The sequence below is a fragment of the Solimonas aquatica genome (assembly GCF_900111015.1).
Classification (GTDB): Bacteria; Pseudomonadota; Gammaproteobacteria; order Nevskiales; family Nevskiaceae; genus Solimonas; species Solimonas aquatica.
The window spans coordinates 1-18559 of sequence record NZ_FOFS01000020.1 but is presented as its reverse complement, the minus strand read 5'-3'; the positions used below and the strand labels follow the sequence as shown (position 1 = coordinate 18559).

The following is an 18559-nucleotide window of genomic DNA, read 5'->3' as shown; positions in this document are numbered from 1 at the left end:
GATGGTGATGCCACGGTAAGTGTACGCAACTGCGACGACCAAGTCGCGGAGCACGTCGCGCCTAGAGGCGAGACTAAACTTAGAACTCAGCCTGACTAATCTTCCGCAGCAAGAAACTGCAGCATTATCGAAGCGCCATTGACCCGACAGCAGCAGGAGACGATCCATGACAACTCTGAATCTCGAAACCTTGAACCAGGCTGTGTCGGGCGCCGTTGCGGCAATCCGATGCAATGTTCGGCTGCAACCGGCCGGCGGCCCGGGGGACAAGGTGTTTCCGCCGACTTATGTCGCGGACGACAAACAGAACCCGCTGAAGTACGCGCATGAGACACGCCGCATCGGCGGGCAGGACGTGAAAGTGGTGCTGCTGGACTCGGTGGCGTCACAGGCCAATCGGCTTGAAGACGCCTTGCGCGCGGCCTGGGAGGCGGGGCAGTTGGATTTTCCGGTAGTGGGTGTGGACTTCGGCAGCGAGCCGGGCTTGGAAGACCTGGGGCTGCTCACCACCTTGCAGACGCCGCATCGCATCGCTGATGCCTTGTTGCGCGATGCGTTCTGGCAGCCGTCTGCCGATCAAGCGCCGGTTCCATTCCGCCATAGCCGGGATGGCGAGGCTTACACGCTGGCATCGTTCAAGAACGCCACAGCCGTTTACCGGCTTTGCCCCACGGCGCTTGTGTTCGGCGTATGGGACTCCACCGGCCCGCGCGGAGGCTTGGGTTCTAAGTTTCAGAGAGCTTTAGTGTCTGAGGTGATCGGCGTCGACTTCAGTCCTGGCGTCAAAACGGCCAGCCGAATTGATTCAGCTGCAATATCTTCCGGAGTTCCGATTTATCACTTAGCCGGCGATGACTCTGACTGGACACTTGACCCCGTCGAAGCGGAGAAGGATAAGCAGGGCAAGCCGATTTTATACAAGAGCAGTAAAGAGCAGAGCACGGGAAAAGCTTCTGCAATCAATCACAGTAACTTCCGACCCAGCAAGGACTTCACCGCCGGCGGCGTCACCTTCGACTACGCGCAGCAGACCACGGTGCTGTCGCTGCCGGCATTGCGCCGCCTGCGTTTTCCGGTCAGCGTGGACGGCTCAGCAATACCGACAGCATCGCGCGCTGCCGCAGAATCCGCCGCGCGTACCGCACTGGCGGCGCTGGCACTGGCGGCTATCGCACTGCAGCGCAATCAGGGTTACGACCTGCGTTCGCGCTCCTTGCTGGTGCCGGAATCGGCCACGCCACTGGCCTTCGAGTTCATTTCCAGCGAGGGCGGCGAGCCGATCACGTACACCGTCACCACGCAGCAGGTTCTCGATCTGTTCAAGGCGGCCAGCGCAGCGGCGGCACAGCTGGGTTTTGCCTGGCAGCGCGCACCACTGACACTCAAGCCGATGCCGAAGCTGGTGTCGCTGATCCGCGAAAGCCGCAAGCTCGCAGCCAAGTCCGAAACCGAAGCCGCAGGATCCGCCTGATGTTTGCCCTGTGCCTGGACTATCTCACCGGGCGGGCGGTGGCCACGGCTTACAACGACCGGCAAGGCGCGGAATGGCCGCCGCATCCGGCGCGTGTGTTCTCCGCCTTGGTCGCCACTTGGGCCGAACAGGAGTCGCTGGACAGCGATGAGGCGCGCGCAGAGCACGCCGCGCTGGCGTGGCTCGAAAGCCTGCCGCCACCAGCCATCGCTTGCGACGAGGGTTGTGCGCGAACAGTGATGACGCATTACGTACCCACCAATGACGTGAGCCTGTTGCCGGCCAAGCTCGACAGCGCTGCCGGCAAGCAGCACGAGGCTGCCGCCGCGCTGGCGGAAGCCGAATCCGCGCTGGCCACAAGTCCGAGTGATGCCAAGGCGCTGAAGGCGGCTCAGAAAGAGGTGGAGAAAGCTCGAAAGGCGGTCGCCAAGGCTCAGGAAAAATTTCTGAGCACTGCTGCGGATGTGTACTCGGAGCCAGCATCAGCCACGCAGGCCGGTGACGCCGGCAAGCTATTGCCGGCGGGCCGAGGCCGCCAACCCCGCAGCTTTCCATCGCTGGGCCTGCCGCAGCCACTCGTGCATCTGTGCTGGCCAGTCGCGCTGGATGAAACGCATCGTCCAGCCTTGGAGCGGCTGGCGGCGCGACTGATGCGCATCGGCCACTCCTCCTCGCTGGTCCACGCTCGCTGGCTCAGCGAGGCGCCCGCCGCCGAATGGGTGCCGGACGAAATGGGCGAGTTGCTCTTGCGCGTTCCAGGACCGGGACAACTTAGTCGCCTGCAGGCGGCTCACGAACAACACCAAGGCGTGGAGCCGCGCGTGCTGCCGTTTCGCGCACAGCGGTACCGGGCAAGGGATGCTGCACCCAAGGGCAAGATCGATGACTTGCGCCATTTTGGTCGGCGCAACTGGATCGTTCTCCAGCGCTGCGGTGGCCCGCTGCTACCGCTCACTCGTGGCGTGGACGTGGCGCGCGCAGTGCGCGCGGCACTGATGGAATGCGCCGATCAACCCCCTCATGAGGTGATCAGCGGGCACAAGCAAGATGGCGCACCCTCCACATCGCCCCATGTTGCCATCGTGCCGCTGCCTCACGTTGGCAATCGGCATGCTGATGGCGGCCTGCGCGGCCTGGCGTTGTTGCTGCCACAGCAGGCCGACAAGGCGTCGGAGCAGGCACTGCTGCGCGCCTTGGGACGTTGGGAACAACGCAGTCGCCAGCAGCAGGGCCTTGATGCCGAAGATACTCCGCCGCTGAAGCTTGGCTTGGGTGACGGAATCGAAATCGAACTCGAACGCCAGCTGTGGGGCGAAGCACGCTTGCGCACCTTGCAGGCATCGAGTTGGTGCCAAGGTTCGCGCGAATGGGTGTCCGTGACGCCGGTGGCGCTGGACCGCAATCCCGGTGATCTTGCTCATCGCGATCCCGCCAAGCGTGCCGAAGCCTGGCGCGCGGCAGCAGAAACCATCGCCCGCGCCTGCAGCCTCGTCGGCCTTCCGCTGCCAGAGGCGGTCACGGTCTTGCCCTCCGGCACTTGGCCCGGCGGTGCCAAGGCTGCCAGGTTTCCGGCCTTCCCGCCTGGCGACGGCAAATTGCGTCGCATGAAGGTTCACGCGCGCATCCGCTTTGCGGAACCCGTGACAGGTCCGGTGCTATTGGGCGCTGGCCGCTTCTATGGCTTGGGACTGTTCAAGCCCGTGACTGACGATGACGGCGCGATATCGGCGGAGATCAGGCCATGACGCTGAGCGCCGATCAGTTTCCGGACTACTTTCGCGCGGTTCATGACCGCGATCCATTCCCCTGGCAAAGCCGTCTTTGCCGGCAGGTATTGGCAGAGGGAGACGAAGGTGGCTGGCCGGACGTGCTTGCCGTGCCCACAGGTTGCGGCAAGACCAGCACGCTCGACATCGCCTTGTTTGCGCTGGCCGCTCAGCCGCAGCGCTTTCCCCGCCGCATCGTGATGGTGATTGATCGGCGCGTGGTGGTGGACCAGGGCGCGCGCCACGCCGAGCACATTGCGCAGCAACTCCAAAGCAGCAACGACCCGGTCGCGCGTGAAGTGGCAGGCCAACTGCGCAAGCTTTGGAACGGCAAGGCAGACGCCTCGCCCATCGAAACCACCGTGCTGCGCGGTGGCATGCCGCGTGACGACGCCTGGGCGCATCGGCCCGACCGCCCCGTGCTGGCACTGTCCACCGTCGATCAGGTGGGCTCGCGACTGCTATTTCGCGGCTATGGCGTCTCTGAGCGCATGGCCAGTGTGCATGCCGGTTTGTTGGGACATGACACGCTGTTTCTGCTGGACGAGGTTCATCTTTCCGTTCCATTTGCAGAAACCTTGCTGGCACTGCGCGAGCGCTGGCGCGGCTTCTGGCCCAATGACTTGCCGGATCGCTGGGGCGTGGTGCGGCTATCCGCCACCCCTGGCATGCAGCGCGACACTGACCACGCATTTGAGTTGAAAGCTCGCGGCGAAGATGACCATGACCCTCGTCTGGCTTGGCGCCTGCAGGCGCGCAAGCCAGCCAGCTGCAAGGCCGTTGCCGTCAGCGGTCGCGATGAGGACAAGAAGCGCGGCAGCTTCGCCGCTCATTGCGCAGAAGCCGCCGCCGCTTTTCTCAAACCGGAAGCGCTCGCCGCAGTCGGCGCAGCAGGCACCGTCGGCGTCATCGTCAATCGCGTGGCGACCGCACGCGAGACCGCAAGCCATCTCAAGTCGATGTTGGGCGACACAGCGGACGTTCGCCTACTCACCGGCCGCATGCGTCCCCTGGACCGTGATGAGCTACTCAGCGAGATAGAGCCGCGCATTCGCGCCGGCCGCAATCGCGAGCAAAGCGCCACGCCCCTCGTCGTCGTCGCCACACAGTGCATTGAGGCCGGTGCCGACTTCGACTTCGATGCACTGGTCACCGAATGCGCCAGCCTGGACGCGCTGCGCCAACGCTTTGGCCGGCTGGATCGCCTGGGAGATCGGCAGAAAGCCGGGCACGCGTCGCCTGCCATCATCCTCGCCCGCAGCGACCAGATCGCCGACAGCGCCGACCCTGATCCGGTTTATGGCGAAGCGCTGCGCAACACCTGGCGCTGGCTGCAGACGCTAGAACCGGACTGCGACTTCGGCATCCGTCACCTGGCTCTGCCCGATGCGGCACAACGGCTTACGCTCATCGCACCGCGCCTGCATGCGCCGGTGCTGTTGCCCGCGCATCTGGATGCTTGGAATCAAACCCACCCGCGGCCAGAGCCGGATCCCGATGTCGCGCTTTGGCTGCACGGTCCGCAACGCGGTGAGCCGGAAGTGCAGATCGTCTGGCGCGCCGACCTGGACCCGGCCGCGCTGGAGCACAATGTTCCCAAGAGGTCTCGCGAAGACTGGTTCGAGCGGCTCAGCGCCTGCCCGCCGGTGCAGCAGGAGGCGCTATCACTGCCCATCTCCGCTGCGCAGCGCTGGCTGCGTGGACAGGCCGCAGAAGAACTGGCTGACGCGCCATCCGCCAGCGCAGACAGCGCCGAAGAGCGCAGCCAGATCGCTAAACCCAAAGCGGCCTATGTCTGGAACGGTGAAGATACGGACAGCAATGTGCTGAGGTTTGCCTCGCGCGATGCCCGGCTGAAGCCCGGCATGGTTCTGGTGGTCCCCGCCAGCTACGGCGGCTTGCGCGATGGCAACTGGAATCCCGAGAGTCAGGGCTCCGTGAGTGATCTGGGCGACTTGGTCCAGGTAGCGCAGTACCGGCCAGCCACCCTGCGGGTGAATCCGCGTAGCCTGCCGGCTGCGTTGCAGACCCTGGCGCTGCCCAAGGCTCATGAGGAGACGCCGCTCAAGCAGTTACGCGAGCAAACGGGTGCCTGGTTGAAAGCTGTCGCCGCGCAGGGTTTGCCGCAGCCCTGGGCCAAGATCATCAACCATCTGCAGGCCGGTTTCAGGATCGTCACTCACGACAAAGACAGCGCAGATGAAAGCAGCGAACTGACCCTGATCGCGCGCAAGTCCGCAGCAGAAACCATTTCTACCGAGGACGACTCCGCCTCGCTGATCGGCAAGGAAATCACCCTGGCCGCACATAGCAAGGACGTGTGGCGTTGGGCCGAACACTTCTGCATCTCACTGGGCCTGCCGGCAGCGTTACGCAACGATCTGGTACTGGCGGCATGGCTGCACGATACCGGCAAGGCCGATCCACGCTTCCAGCAATGGCTGGCGGGCGGCAGCGCGATCAAGCTCGCGCTTCAAGATGCACCACTCGCCAAATCCGGCCAGACCGCGCGCGACTGGCGCGCCGTTGAGCGCGCCCGCCGCCAGGCCGCCTATCCCGAGGGCTATCGCCACGAGCTACTGTCCGTGGCGCTTATTCAACAGTCATCGCAATGGCTCAGTGAGCAGGCCACAGACACCGAACTGGTCCTGCATCTGGTCGGCGCGCATCACGGCTGGTGCCGGCCCTTCGCGCCTTTGATCAATCACGACCGCGATCCTGATCTGCGCGTCGAACTCAAGCTGCCGAATGGTCCCGAGGGCATCACCGCCAACTTCAGCGCCGGCACCCGGCATCAGCTTGCGAGGCTGGACTCCGGTGTCACCGACCGCTTCTGGACACTCACCGAACGCTATGGCTGGTGGGGCTTGGCGTGGCTGGAGGCGATCCTCCGCTTGGCAGATCACCGCGCCAGCGCACAGGGAGAACCGCAATGAGTGATGAGCAACTGCTGCTGCCCGGGCTCGACGCATCAAATCCGCTTGGCTTTTTTGCGGCGCTTGGACTTTTGCAGTCACTCAGCGATTCGGGCAGGCCGGGTGCCGGCACCCGCGACTGGCGACTATCGTGGCGCGATGTCGGCTATTGGGCTGCGGTGCTGCACGGAAGCTCTGACTTTGAAGACATCCTCGCCCGATTGGAACAACAGCGGTGCAGCTGGGAATCGGAGCTGGCGCTGCAGCTCGCCTACAACAAGGAAAACGGCGCGAGAGTTCCCACCGACGCAGAAGCCGCCACCTTCGATCTCAAACCAGCGCCCGCCGCCTTCGCCGACTACCTGGCGGAAGTTGTAGATTTCTGCAGGCCCGCTTCTCTGCGCTCGGTGCGCACTGTCGCCGCCTATGGCAGCGAGCTGGTAGCCGCGAACAAGGGCGATCTGAAACCCACGGCCCTGCATTTCACCGCAGGCCAGCAAACCTTTCTCGGCATGGTCCGCACCCTGCAGCAAGGCGTCCGCCTGGAAGACTTCCGCGAAGCGCTGCAAGGGCCATGGAAAAACCTGTCCACTTTGCCCAGCCTGTCGTGGAATGCTTCGGCGCCGCGCATCTATGCCCTGCGCGCCAGCAACCCGTCCGGTGAAAAGCGAGGCAGTGTCCCTGGCGCCGATTGGCTGGCCTACCTCGGTCTTCGTTTCTTTCCGGTCGCGAGCCGTGGCGCCGAGCTGAAGACCGCCTGCGTCGCCGGCGGCTGGAAAGACAGCAATCTGCGCTGGCCGGTGTGGAGTCCGGCGCTCACGGTCAACGCCATACGCAGCCTGCTGAGCACCAGAGCCCTGCGCAGCGCCGTGGCACTGTCCGCACTAATGCCGGCTGGCGTTATGGCCATCTACGAATCAAGCATTCTTCGCAGCGATCAAGGCGGCTATGGCAGCTTCTCGCCAGCGCGAGTACTGTGAAATCCGTCTCGGTGGGCAGCGGGACTTCAGTGCCGAAATGCGCCTTGTGGAGCTGACGATGCGGTGATTGATGCGCCATATCGCATGAGGACTGCTCGGCGCACTGGGGATGTAGCCGAATCATTTTCGGCTCAGGGAACGGGGGGAGCGTGCAGGATCTGGAGCAACGCTTTACCAGACTGGTGGAGCGCGTGCTGGAGGAAGGCGTGGTGCCTTTCCTCGGCGCGAGTTTCAGCTATGGCGCCTGGTTCCCGAATGGCGAACAGTCCCAGCACGACCGCATGTCAATGCAGCTGAATGCGTATTTGAGCACGGCGCTGAAAGGCTGCCGCGCAGCGCCTTCACCCGATGCCGGCTCAGAACAATGGCCGCCTGAGTGCGCGGCGCATTGCAGCCCGGAGTCGCGCAGCTTCTGCACGATCCGCCGCTCGAATCCCAAAAGCCTGGCGCTGCTCGCCGAGCTCGTCGGTTTGGCACATGGCACGCGAACCGTATGTGACGTGCTGAAGATCGCGGACTATGCAGAATTGCGCCCGCAAGACTCGCATCGCTATCTGGCCTATCTGGCCTATCTGGCGCGCGAGGGTCTGATTCGCGAGGTCATCACAACCAACTACGACTGCTGCATCGAGTGGGCGTTTGACGAAAGCCGCCGCCCAGCCAGCGCGATGCCGATGGGTTCACCGGGTGACGACAACAGTGTGAAAGCCCAGCGCAGCGCGCTGGGCCGCGATCTCGAAGCGTTTTGAGGGAGGATCGACACATGCGGGACTTGAAGCTGGACTTCCAGGTGCTGACGCCGCTGTTTCTGGGTGACGCTGAGCAGTCGGCCGAGCTGCGCGCACCGGCGTTCAAGGGGCTGCTGCGTCATTGGTACCGCGCGGCGAGCCCAGACGACATCAACAAAGAAGCGTGCCTCTTCGGCGGCACCAGTAATGCGGAGGGACAGAGCCCTTTTCTGCTGCGGGTCGAGAGCGTCTCGATCCGCACCGCCGGGTGGGCTGACTTCCGCGCGGCCCAATTCAATCAGGGCAGTGGCCGCAACACGCGCAACGGGCTGGTGTACCTGGGCTATCCGTTTCAGATGAAAGGCAATGAGACGCGGACTGCAATTGCGCCCGGTCAGGCCTTTGTGCTGCGCTGCACTTATTTGCGCGACGTCGCGCAGGAACAAGGGCGAGCGCTGCTGGCCGCCGCCTGGCTGTTCGCTCATCTCGGTGGCGCAGGCACGCGCTCGCGGCGCGGCTTTGGCAGTCTCAGCTTACGCAGCTGGAACGCAGAGGATTGGCCCGACGCCGCACAGCTGCCTTTACTAACAGAGGCCAAGTCCGCAGAAGAAGGGCGGGCAATGATACAGAGCGGCATCGACACGATTCGCTCATGGTTCAAGCCCGTAGAAAATGTGAACCAGCAGCGAACCCAGGCCCCTCATCTCGGACCAGAGTTCAGATTCAAGCTGCTCGACAAGCCATATCCGGCTGAGCAGTGGAACAGGGCGCTGGCCGAGATGGGCGCCGGCATGCAGGCATTTCGTCTGCGTCGGCCGCCGGACTATCAGATGGTCAAGGACCATTTGCAGGGGCGGCCCTTGCAGACCACGCCGCCACGCGCGACTTTCGGCCTGCCACTGAGCTTTCGCTACACTTCGCAGCGGGGACAGGTGACGCTAGCGCCGCTCGACGCTGAGCGTCACGGCAGCCTGCTGCTGCTGCGGCTACTCCGCATCGGCGCGCGGCTCTATCCGCTTTACGTGCGGATGGACGGCGCCGTACCCGGCGTCGATCCACCCGCCGCCTTGCTCAAGGCCAGCCGTGGCCTGCGGCGCACGGAACATAACGTGATGGACGAATTCTTCGATTCCCTTTGATCCGGTGCGAGGTAGACGATGGACGAACTCGCTTTCTGGCAGCAGAAGCTGATCCAGTTTTTTCACGATCCGCCGGCCAAGCCGTTTTCTGGCAACCCAAAAGCCGGCACGCAGAAAAAAGTGGCCGTAGCCTTGTTCGACGCTTTTCAGCAAGCGAACAAGGAACGGAAGCTCCGCTACTGGTACAAATCGGCGGACTGGGCGGCGGCAGGTGCGGATCGGCCGATGTTATACACGCCGCGTGGCACTTCCGGCCTGGGTACTTTGACCTGGCACAATTATCCGGAGATCACTCACCCCTTGTCGCCGGGCTGCCGCTTGGCAATCGACATCGAAGCCGGCTTGAGTGAAGCGGAAGATGGGCCTGAGAACGACGACGAGGCGCCGGACCCGCGCCTCGTACCACTTCAAGAGCAGATCGACGCGGCAATGAAGCTCGCCGGGCTTGCAGGCGATTGGCGCGATCCAGCACAGCTCAAGCAGGTCTTCTTCGCACTGTGGCGCCGTTATCGCGACGATCTGGTCGCGGCACGTCGCGGCGAGGGCCGCAGTCAGTTCGGCAACCCGCTCTGGGAAGAAATGCCCGCCGAAACCCGCTGCCCGGATCATTCAATCTGGGACCACCTGAAAGTGGTGACCGCTCTGGCCTTCATGAAACCACATAAGTTCAAGGAGCCCCCGCGCGACGAGGGCGCGCAGGAGCCCTGGATGCTGCGTTTTGCAATCGGGCCCATCCAGTCGTTCATCGAGCAGTCGCGTACTTCGCGTGACCTATGGACCAGCTCCGTGCTGCTGGCCGATCTCGCCTGGCACGCGATGCAGCCACTGGTCGAGCACTACGGGCCGGACTGCATCGTGTACCCCGATCTGCGTGCGAACCCGCGCGCGGACTGCTGGCTGTTCGAGCAGCATCGGGACGCACTCGGGGATGTCAATCCGATCACGTTTGCTGCAGTGCTGCCCGGCAGCTTCGTCGCGCTGCTGCCGCGCGGCGGCGCGCAGCACCTGGAGACAATCGAAGAGCTGGCGCAAACCGCCCAGAAGTCGGTGGATCAGCGCTGGCAAACGCTGGCAGGCACCGTGCTCAACTGGTTCAGGCAGACCGATCAGTGGGATTCGCATTGCGATGCCATCTGGTCGCGCCAGCATGCGCACTCGCCCGTCCGCTGCACCTGGGTGGCGGTGCCGTGGCGCCACATGGGCCACATCGAGAACGTCGACCACCTGCGCGGGCAAGCGCTACCGGCACAACATCGCCCGGCTCCGGCCGACCCTCAACAGGCGCAGCGCGATCAGGCCACGCTTGACCAACGCCGTCAACGTCTGGCGCCCTGGCTGCCCCCCCAAAGCTGGGCGCACTACGAGCTGGCGCGTGAGGTGTACGCACGCTCCCACCTCGACTATCACCAGATGGAGCGCGGCTTCGACTACGCGCTGACTCACCATCAGCTCGGCCTGCGGCACGCCCTGCGCAAGGCCAGCAACACGGCGCCAGCGCCCGCCGCAGAGCCTGGCGAGAAGTGCACGCTCTGCGGCCAGCGCGAGGCGCTGCACGGCGTAAACGGCGCGGCGAGCCTGGACTACATGCGCCAGAGCACACGCGAGTTCTGGCAGGACAAAAAACTGGATCCCGACCAAACCGGCGCTGAGCGGCTGTGCGCGGTCTGCGCGTTGAAGCGCTTTCTGGTCAAGGCCGATCAAGGCCCAGGTGATCAGCTGGTGTTCAACCGACTCTGGGTGGGCATCGATGTGGCGGAAATCGTTGATCGGGACGGCAAGCTGCGTGTGCCATTTCCATCGACGGCGACCATCGCCGCACAGCAATTCCTTGCGGAACTCTTCGAGAAAGTCCTCAAAGACAGCAGTCTGCAAGCGCCAATAGTCCGTGTCTTGGGCGTGGCAGGGCGGCATCTACCGCGCACCAGCTTCCCACGCGCGCTGCCAAGACTGGCCACACGCTACCGGAACGCAGACCCGTCGATCCGGGATTTACTGGAGTACGAGGCCGAGGACCTGCTGTTCCCGGAGGTTGCCGACGGCAAAGCGCAGGGATTGCGCGCGCGTGGAGAAGCGAAAGAAGCCGGCCGTGCCGGCGAACTGAAGGATGCCGTTGTCGCCCTCCGTGATGCGGCGAACAAGGCCGGGATTAAGCCTCCAGGAAAGCGCATCGCAGTGATCCGGCTCGACGGCGACCGCATCGGCAAACTGTTGCTGGGCGAGCCGGGCGACCCGGGCGCGATTGCCACCCGTTGGCGCGACGTGCTGCATCCGACCGTGCTCGAACGCCTGCTAGAAAACCAGCACCTGCTGGATGCCGGCTGGGCCGGTCTTCTGGACAGCAAGCGGCTGATGGGCCCGTGCTTGCATGCCTTCGTCAGCCGCGCGATGGGGCACTTCGGCCACCGCATCGTGCCTTGGGTCGTCGAGCAGGAATTCTCCGGGCGTCTGATTTACTCCGGCGGCGACGACGTGCTGTGCATCGCCCCGGCGAACGAGGCGCTGGCACTGGCGGCGCGCCTGCAGCAGCTGTTCTCGGCAGCCTGGGTGGTCGATACCGTGCCACCCGAAAATCGCGACCAATGGGCGTGGCGCCGTCGGGACTGGAAAGGTGACTACGATCACGACCAAGCGCGCCAGCGCTTTGCGATTCCGCTGCCCGTCGATGGCAAGGGCGCGCCGGAGCCGATCCGGCTCTGCGAGCCCGGCCAGCGCATCGCCTTGCATGCTGCTGACGACAAATGGAGGCCGACGGATGAGTTACCGCGCCGCGCGATCGACGGCACGCTGCTGCCGATGCTTGGTTCCAGCGCTACCCTGTCGGCAGGCATCGCCATCGGCCACTACAAGACACCGCTATCCGTGCTGCTCCGGCGTTCCAAAGACTTGTTGACGTTTGCGAAAGATACAGGCCGGTGTTCCGTGGGGATCGGACACGCTTCGCGCGGGGGCAACAAGTCCCGTTTCGCGATGCCCTGGGAGCGTGACGCCGCGCTGGGCCGGCCTGTCGCTCATCTGAGTCTGAACACCGTCATTGAGGCATTCCGCAACGGCGAATTGCCTGGGCGCCTGCCATACAAGCTACGCGAGCTGGCGCCATCTGCACGCTACGGGCTGGAACGCATCCAGACCCTCCAGCACGCCGAGCAGATAGACACTGCACGAACGAATTTGCTCAGGGGCTTGTTTGCAAGCTGCATCGACCTGCCGAAAACTCCGGGCGCTCAGGCAGCGTTTCAGGTCTGGGAGCGAGGCGTGAGCCTTTATGAGCAGCCGCAAGCTGCCCGCCCAGAAGCTGTCGCCGCGCGGGATGGCGAACGCCGGGAGGAACGCTATACCGACGGTCTACTGTTGTGTCGCGAACTCGCGCGCGGCGGTGATTCGGGGGAGGACGAAGAATGAGCCGGCAAATCGATGTTCCCTTTCTGGTGGAGCCATGCGAGCCCGTCAGCTTCGGACCTCCCAAGTCCGCCAGTGCTGGCGAGGCGCATCGAATCGGCACGCAGTTTCCGCCCTCGCCGCAGACCTTCCAGGGCTTGGTGCGTAGCCGCCTGCTGCATGGCGCGGAACCGGCTTTGGACTTCAATGGACCACGCGCCAAATCTGAAATTGCGCAGCTGGTCGGCACGCCGCAGGAACTGCCGCGCGGCTGGCAGTTGACGGGTCCTTTCCCCGCGCAGCGGATCCGTCCATCAACAAACGATGCGGACAGCTTGCCGTTCATCAGGCCCTGGCTGCCTACGCCTCAATACATCCTGAAGGCTGCGGCGGGCGCACTGCATGCACGCGAGGTGATATCGACCCACGCAGCGCTCAGCGATCTGCACAGCGCGACGCCCGGCCCGGCATTGGGTCGTCCGGAGGCAGGTGCAATGGAACCGCGCGGCGGCTGGATCGGCCCGGACAATCTGCGCTTCGCGCTCGGCGGCGAAGGTAAGTATTCCTGGAACAACGGCCAATGGCGGGCTGATCAGCCTCCGTTCGTCAGCCGTGAGCATCAGCCCGGCCTCGCAATTGATCGTGATAGCGCAAGCGCGCAGCACGGCATGTTGTACTTCGTCGAAGCGCTACGCTTTGAATATGACAGCGGTCTGTTCGGCCAGTTGCGCGCGTCGCTGGATGACCGCCTGCAAGCTCAGGCACTGACGCAAGGGGCTGGCCAGGCCGGACGCAAGGGACGGCTGGTCGCGTTCGGCCCTGCCGAGCACTTGGACCCCACTTGGCACAGCATCCTGCGAGGCGAGCACTTACCGCAGCGCGTGGACGATGGCGCTTGCTTTTGGCTGGTAGCGATCACGCCGGCACTTATCGACAACCCACTGCAGCCGGAACATCACGCGCTGTTGAAAGACGGCATGCGGCTCGACTTCCTCGCGGCCTTGACCGGTCGCAGCTTTGCCGTCGGCGGCTTTGAGCTCGCCACCGGGCGTCCGCGTGACAACCGCGCGTATCTGCCGGCGGGCAGCGCCTGGTTGATCCGCCTGCACGGCGGAAGCGCCGAAGGCCGGCGCGACGCTTTATTCAATCTTCACAACCGCCATGCGCTTGGACCTGAGCGCGAAGCGGCGATGGGCTTCGGGCACTGCCTGGTCGGCATCGGACCGCTCACCAAAATGGAGAGATCATGAAACTCTGGAATGAAACTGCACTGCTGAGCGTCTATACGCTGACGCCCACCCACGTCGGCACCGGCCAGACCAACGGCGCAGTGGACTTGCCGATCGCGCGCGACGCAGCAACCGGATTTCCGGTGTTGCCTGCTACCGGCATCAAGGGCGTGCTGCGCGACTACGCGGCACTCGACAAAGAAAAAATCGATCAGCTCTTCGGAAAGGATCTCGCCGAGCACGGCCAGGCGGATGGTCCGAAGGCCGGCCGGCTGGCGTTCACCGAAGCGCGCCTGCTGGCCTATCCCGTACGCTCCCTCAACCGCCCGTTTCTGCATGTGACCTGCCCACTGATTCTGGACAGCCTGAGACGTGATCTGCGCGCTGTCGGTGGTGATGCTCTGCTGACTGTCGCGGACCTGCCACCCAGCGCTGCCGCGTTGGTATCCGATCAGCTGCTGGCCAACGACACCGTGGTGCTGGAGGATCTGGTTTACGCTGCGAACGAGATCTCGTACTCCGAGGCGGTTGCCAAGCTTGCCAGCGACCTGCAGGAGCTGATTCCTGCATCCGAGGCGGCCACACGGGCGCGGTTTATCAAGAACCTGGTGGTGATTCCGGACGCGGATTTCGGTGCACTCATGGAATACGTCATTCCGGTCCAGGCACGCATCAAGCTCACCGGGGGCAAAACCACCGACAAATGGGAAAACCCGGACACCAACAAAATGGAAAGCGGTAGCCTCTGGTATGAAGAACGCCTGCCCTCCGACTGCCTGTTCGTCGCACTGATCGGCGAGCGGCGTGATCGCCGCAAAGATAAAGAGGCCGATGTCACTCTCGGTACACTGGCAGGCGCCAAGGACGCATTCTCTGTGGTGCAGATCGGCGGCAACGAAACCGTCGGCAATGGACTCTGCCTGACCACACTCCTGCATCAATCTGACCGGGTGAAACAGCCATGAGCCGCGATCTTCGCGCGTCGCGCGCACGCTTTTGCTATGACGAGGTCGCCGCATGGGCTGGCAAGCCCTGGCGTCAGGAGGCCGCGCAGCGCGTGAAAGGCCTGCCGGTTCAGGTCCGCACGCAGGGACTGGTGGTGACACTCGCGATGCTGATGGCAGACGACAAGACCTACACCCGACACCTCGCCGATCTTCTTGCGAACTGGCTGCTCACAGCGGCGCCATATCGAGCCCTGCGCGGCGAGGGTGGAGCGACAGCACTTACTTTGCTGGAGGCTTGCAGCAAGGCGCCCCGCGTGGAATATGCTGCCGCACAGCGCGAAGCGATCCTGCTTTTGCAGCAGCTCAAGATTTTCGCTGACGCACTCCACCGCGCAAAGGACTGACTTTATGGCTAAGACTTTTTGCTTGGCACCCGCTCGAAACGCGGTCAACGCCTTGCTCCAAGGCAAGGGCCGGCACCATGCCAACCGGGGTTTGGTCTGGGAACGCTATCTGCCAATCTGGGACGAACAGCCTGTTCAGCCGCAGCGTGTCGACTTTTTGCAGCCCGAACTCACTACGTTTGCAGAGCAGTTTCCGTATCCAGAAAACCATTTGGCAGAACGAGCGCAGCGCATCGAGCGCGCACTCCGGCACATTGAGCGTCCATATCGCTTGTTTGTCACGCGGGAGTTTGAGCTGATGTGGCGCCTAGCTTGCGGTTTAGGCAACGATCACCCCACAGGCAATGGCTTTGCATTCGACACGCTCACGGGAGCACCGTATCTGGCCGGCTCTGCTGTCAAAGGCTTGTGCCGCCAAGCCGCCGCTTTCATTGGCTGGCCCAGCATGCAGATCGAACAGCTCTTCGGTCCTGATCGGATCACCGCGAATGAGCCGGCTCGCCAGGGCGATCTGATCTTCTTCGACGCCTTTCCACGGCAATGGCCGAAACTGTCTGTTGACGTGATCAACAACCATCATCCTGACTACTATGCAAGGACAAGCAATGTACCTCGGGAAACAGACAGCCCTCGACCGGCGTTCTTTCTCACCGTAAAGGGCGGGGCGGTAGAGGACGTCGTTTCCTTTGTTTTTTCGATTGGCGCTAACTCAAAGGAGCAACTGGATTCCGCGGTGATCTTATTGCAGGAAGGATTGGGGCGGCTTGGCATCGGCGCCAAAACAGCGGTCGGCTACGGGGTATTCAAGGCCACTTCAACACCTGGCTCACCCGTAGTATCTGTTCAAAAAAGCCAGACGAGCGACAGCTACGAGACATTCAGAAAGTGGTTCGACGGGCAGGGCTATGCAAGGGGACAGAAAAGAGGGGAGCTTGACCAGATACCCAAGCGGCTTGCCAGATTGGTAGTCGACCAAAGAGAGGTGGCGATTCGCTATTTCGAGGCCCAGATGCACAAGACACTAACGGCCTCGGACCTCCAGAAGTGGCTGGACAAGCTCAGAGCCGCCGGCACATAGCCGACTGTGCGATAACAGATGGCTCCGCATGCGCATGGCTGTCTATGCAGACGGCAAGAGTCTTGCTCCACTTTTTGGCATCAGCCGGAATGAAATCAGGCGGTGGCTGGCAGTCAAGGCTGAGATACCTCACCCGCTATCGGACGGGTTCAACTGCAGCGTTGCCGCCGACAGTCACTCATGCTGTAGGTGACGCTCCTCCACGCTACCTCTGACCATTGGTGCAGCGCATGAACGGAGAAGGCCCCTCCCAACACGAACTCCCCCTGCCCTTCCCCGAGCTCACCGGCGATCAGCCGCTGCTGCCAGCGCGGATGATCAACGAGTTCGTGTATTGCCCGCGCCTGGCGTATCTGGAATGGGTGCAGGGTGAGTGGGCGGATTCCGGGGATACGGTGGAGGGGCGTCATGGGCATCGGCGCGTGGATAAGCCGGGTGCGGAGTTGCCGCCGGCGGATGCGCTTGAAGAGGATCAGCCGCGCATCCACGCGCGCTCGGTCATGCTCTCCTCGAATCGCCTGGGCCTGGTGGCGAAGATGGACTTGCTGGAGATCGAGGATGGCCGCGTGCAGCCAGTGGATTACAAGCGCGGCAAACGTCCGCATGTGGCGCGCGGCGCTTATGATCCGGAGCGCGTGCAGCTCTGCGTGCAGGGTTTGTTGCTCGAAGATCAGGGCTACCGTTGCGACGGCGGCGTGTTGTACTTCATCGAATCCCGAGAACGGGTGCCGGTGGTGTTTGATGCGGAGCTGCGGGACCTGACGCTATCGGCCATCCACGGCCTGCGCGGCATCGCGCTGGGCGGGCGTATCCCGCCGCCGCTGGATGATTCGCCCAAGTGTCCGCGCTGCTCGCTGGTGAGCATCTGTCTGCCGGATGAGGTGAATTTTCTCAAGCGCCAGGAGGTGGCACCGCGACCGCTGGCCGTGGGGATTGCCGAGGCGCTGCCGCTGTACGTGCAGGCGAACAAGGCCAAGGTGGCCAAGGATGGCGACAACCTGGAAATCACCGTGGACGACAAGCTGGCCGCCAAGCCACGCCTGGGTGAGATCTCGCAAGTGGTGTTGCAAGGGAATGTTTACGTCACCACACCGACCCTGCACGAGCTGATGCGGCGCGAGATTCCGGTGGTCTGGCAGTCCTACGGCGGCTGGTATCTTGGGCACACGGCCGGCCTTGGGCACAAGAACGTGGAGCTGCGCATCGCCCAGCACCGGGCTGCGGAAGATGAGGTGGTTTGTCTGACGCTCGCCAAGGGCTGGGTACGGGCCAAGCTGATCAACTCCCGCGTGATGCTGCGGCGTAACTGGCGCGCGGAAGATTCCGCCGATCCGCTGCTGGACCAGCTGGAGCACGCCATCAAAACCGTGCCGCGCGCCCGGAACCTGGCCGAGCTGCTGGGCATCGAGGGCAACGGGGCCTCGATCTACTTCGGCGCTTTCGGCAAGCTGCTGAAACGCAGCGCCGACGAGGGCAGCTTTTCGTTTGATTTCACGCAGCGCAACCGGCGGCCGCCGGCGGACCCGGTCAACGCCCTGCTCTCCTACGCCTACAGCATGCTGGCCCGCAGCTTCACGATCGCGGCCGCCACGGTTGGCTTCGACGCGCATCGCGGCTTCTATCATCAACCCCGCTATGGTCGTCCCGCCCTGGCGCTGGACATGATGGAGCCGTTCCGGCCGCTGATCGCGGACTCGGCCGTCATCCAGGCGATCAACAACGGCGAGATCCGTCCCACTGATTTCATCGGTGGGGCCGGCCGAGTGAACCTCTCCGAAGAAGGCCGCAAGCGATTCATCGCCACCTTCGAACGGCGCTTGTCGCACGAGATCACGCACCCGCTGTTCGGCTACAAGGTGAGCTACCGGCGCCTGATTGAGCTGCAGCTGCGCCTGCTCGGCCGCTTCCTGCTGGGCGAGCTGGGCGAGAACCCCAATTTCACCACGCGCTGAGACCGCGATGAAAAGCAACGTGGAGCATCTGTACGTTATCAGCTACGACATTGCCGACCCAAAGCGCTGGCGGCGGATATTCAAGCTCATGAACGGCTACGGAGAATGGCTGCAGCTATCGGTATTCCAGTGCCGGCTCTCCGCCCGCCGCCATGCAGAACTGATGTCCTTGCTGGACGGCATCATTCTGAACGGGCACGATCACGTGGTGATGCTGGACCTTGGCCCTGCAGACTCCGTGACGCCCCGGGTGATCAGTCTGGGCAAGCGTTTCGACCCGGTGCAGCGGGAGCCGACCATCGTCTGAAGTGGACTCGGCGACAAGGGCCACCGCCGCCCCGCTCACGCGAGCGCTCTTATACCGCGCCAAAAGCCGGTGAGCGCTCGCAACAGCAGTTGCTCTTTAACAATCCGACAGTTACATCGGCGGGCAAGGCCAGCCTCCCCCTTGTCCGCCCCCGGCCCGCTCGCGATAATCGGCAGCGCTCGCAGGATTCATGAGCGCACCTGGTGAAACATGGAGTTGCGAGTTGGCCGTCTTCCGCAGCGAAGAGCTGCGGCCTCATTGAAGCGCC

Annotated in this window: 13 protein-coding genes; all 13 read left to right on the top strand. The window is 63.6% G+C overall.

The window, feature by feature from the left end:
- The first annotated feature begins 166 nt into the window (after positions 1-166).
- On the top strand, positions 167-1471 hold the full coding sequence (cas7g, locus tag BMY12_RS19160; protein ID WP_093289560.1) for a type I-G CRISPR-associated RAMP protein Csb1/Cas7g: 1305 nt from the start codon (positions 167-169) through the stop codon (positions 1469-1471).
- Complete coding sequence (csb2, locus tag BMY12_RS19155; protein ID WP_093289559.1) at positions 1471-3216, top strand: type I-G CRISPR-associated protein Csb2; 1746 nt, start codon at positions 1471-1473, stop codon at positions 3214-3216. The genes cas7g and csb2 overlap by 1 nt, the downstream gene beginning before the upstream one ends.
- On the top strand, positions 3213-6173 hold the full coding sequence (gene cas3g / locus BMY12_RS19150) for a type I-G CRISPR-associated helicase/endonuclease Cas3g (RefSeq protein WP_093289557.1): 2961 nt from the start codon (positions 3213-3215) through the stop codon (positions 6171-6173). The genes csb2 and cas3g overlap by 4 nt, the downstream gene beginning before the upstream one ends.
- Entirely contained in the window at positions 6170-7132 is a 963-nt protein-coding gene (locus BMY12_RS19145; protein ID WP_143069019.1) for a type I-G CRISPR-associated protein, Cas3-extension family, read from the top strand. The genes cas3g and BMY12_RS19145 overlap by 4 nt, the downstream gene beginning before the upstream one ends.
- 149 nt (positions 7133-7281) lie before the next feature.
- Positions 7282-7881, top strand: a complete 600-nt coding sequence (locus BMY12_RS19140; protein WP_093289554.1) for a hypothetical protein — start codon at positions 7282-7284, stop codon at positions 7879-7881.
- Positions 7882-7895: 14 nt separating this feature from the next.
- A complete protein-coding gene (locus BMY12_RS19135) occupies positions 7896-8999 on the top strand; it encodes an RAMP superfamily CRISPR-associated protein (RefSeq protein ID WP_093289553.1) in 1104 nt (367 codons plus the stop codon).
- A gap of 18 nt (positions 9000-9017) precedes the next feature.
- Positions 9018-12398, top strand: a complete 3381-nt coding sequence (cas10, locus tag BMY12_RS19130; RefSeq protein ID WP_093289551.1) for a type III-B CRISPR-associated protein Cas10/Cmr2 — start codon at positions 9018-9020, stop codon at positions 12396-12398.
- Positions 12395-13624, top strand: a complete 1230-nt coding sequence (locus tag BMY12_RS19125; protein WP_093289550.1) for a type III-B CRISPR module-associated Cmr3 family protein — start codon at positions 12395-12397, stop codon at positions 13622-13624. The genes cas10 and BMY12_RS19125 overlap by 4 nt, the downstream gene beginning before the upstream one ends.
- The gene (gene cmr4 / locus BMY12_RS19120) at positions 13621-14568 is read left to right on the top strand and encodes a type III-B CRISPR module RAMP protein Cmr4 (RefSeq protein WP_093289549.1); all 948 of its coding nucleotides are present in this window, start codon (positions 13621-13623) and stop codon (positions 14566-14568) included. The genes BMY12_RS19125 and cmr4 overlap by 4 nt, the downstream gene beginning before the upstream one ends.
- Complete coding sequence (locus tag BMY12_RS19115) at positions 14565-14954, top strand: type III-B CRISPR module-associated protein Cmr5 (protein WP_093289547.1); 390 nt, start codon at positions 14565-14567, stop codon at positions 14952-14954. The genes cmr4 and BMY12_RS19115 overlap by 4 nt, the downstream gene beginning before the upstream one ends.
- 4 nt (positions 14955-14958) lie before the next feature.
- Positions 14959-16032: a type III-B CRISPR module RAMP protein Cmr6 gene (gene cmr6 / locus BMY12_RS19110; RefSeq protein ID WP_177189087.1), complete on the top strand. Its 1074-nt coding sequence runs from the start codon at positions 14959-14961 to the stop codon at positions 16030-16032.
- Positions 16033-16262: 230 nt separating this feature from the next.
- Positions 16263-17984 (top strand): CRISPR-associated endonuclease Cas4/Cas1, encoded by a 1722-nt coding sequence (locus BMY12_RS19105; RefSeq protein ID WP_093289544.1) that lies wholly within the window; start codon positions 16263-16265, stop codon positions 17982-17984.
- A 7-nt stretch (positions 17985-17991) separates the two neighbouring features.
- Positions 17992-18291 carry a CRISPR-associated endonuclease Cas2 gene (gene cas2 / locus BMY12_RS19100; protein ID WP_093289543.1) on the top strand — a complete coding sequence of 100 codons (300 nt, stop codon included), beginning with the start codon at positions 17992-17994 and terminating at the stop codon, positions 18289-18291.
- The last annotated feature ends 268 nt before the right edge of the window (positions 18292-18559 follow it).

What these genes read in the sequence shown, in the direction of transcription:
- cas7g (WP_093289560.1), top strand. Translation starts at nt 167, where the DNA reads ATGACAACTCTGAATCTCGAAACCTTGAACCAGGCTGTGTCGGGCGCC.
- csb2 (WP_093289559.1), top strand. Translation starts at nt 1,471, where the DNA reads ATGTTTGCCCTGTGCCTGGACTATCTCACCGGGCGGGCGGTGGCCACG.
- cas3g (WP_093289557.1), top strand. Translation starts at nt 3,213, where the DNA reads ATGACGCTGAGCGCCGATCAGTTTCCGGACTACTTTCGCGCGGTTCAT.
- BMY12_RS19145 (WP_143069019.1), top strand. Translation starts at nt 6,170, where the DNA reads ATGAGTGATGAGCAACTGCTGCTGCCCGGGCTCGACGCATCAAATCCG.
- BMY12_RS19135 (WP_093289553.1), top strand. Translation starts at nt 7,896, where the DNA reads ATGCGGGACTTGAAGCTGGACTTCCAGGTGCTGACGCCGCTGTTTCTG.
- cas10 (WP_093289551.1), top strand. Translation starts at nt 9,018, where the DNA reads ATGGACGAACTCGCTTTCTGGCAGCAGAAGCTGATCCAGTTTTTTCAC.
- BMY12_RS19125 (WP_093289550.1), top strand. Translation starts at nt 12,395, where the DNA reads ATGAGCCGGCAAATCGATGTTCCCTTTCTGGTGGAGCCATGCGAGCCC.
- cmr4 (WP_093289549.1), top strand. Translation starts at nt 13,621, where the DNA reads ATGAAACTCTGGAATGAAACTGCACTGCTGAGCGTCTATACGCTGACG.
- BMY12_RS19115 (WP_093289547.1), top strand. Translation starts at nt 14,565, where the DNA reads ATGAGCCGCGATCTTCGCGCGTCGCGCGCACGCTTTTGCTATGACGAG.
- cmr6 (WP_177189087.1), top strand. Translation starts at nt 14,959, where the DNA reads ATGGCTAAGACTTTTTGCTTGGCACCCGCTCGAAACGCGGTCAACGCC.
- BMY12_RS19105 (WP_093289544.1), top strand. Translation starts at nt 16,263, where the DNA reads ATGAACGGAGAAGGCCCCTCCCAACACGAACTCCCCCTGCCCTTCCCC.
- cas2 (WP_093289543.1), top strand. Translation starts at nt 17,992, where the DNA reads ATGAAAAGCAACGTGGAGCATCTGTACGTTATCAGCTACGACATTGCC.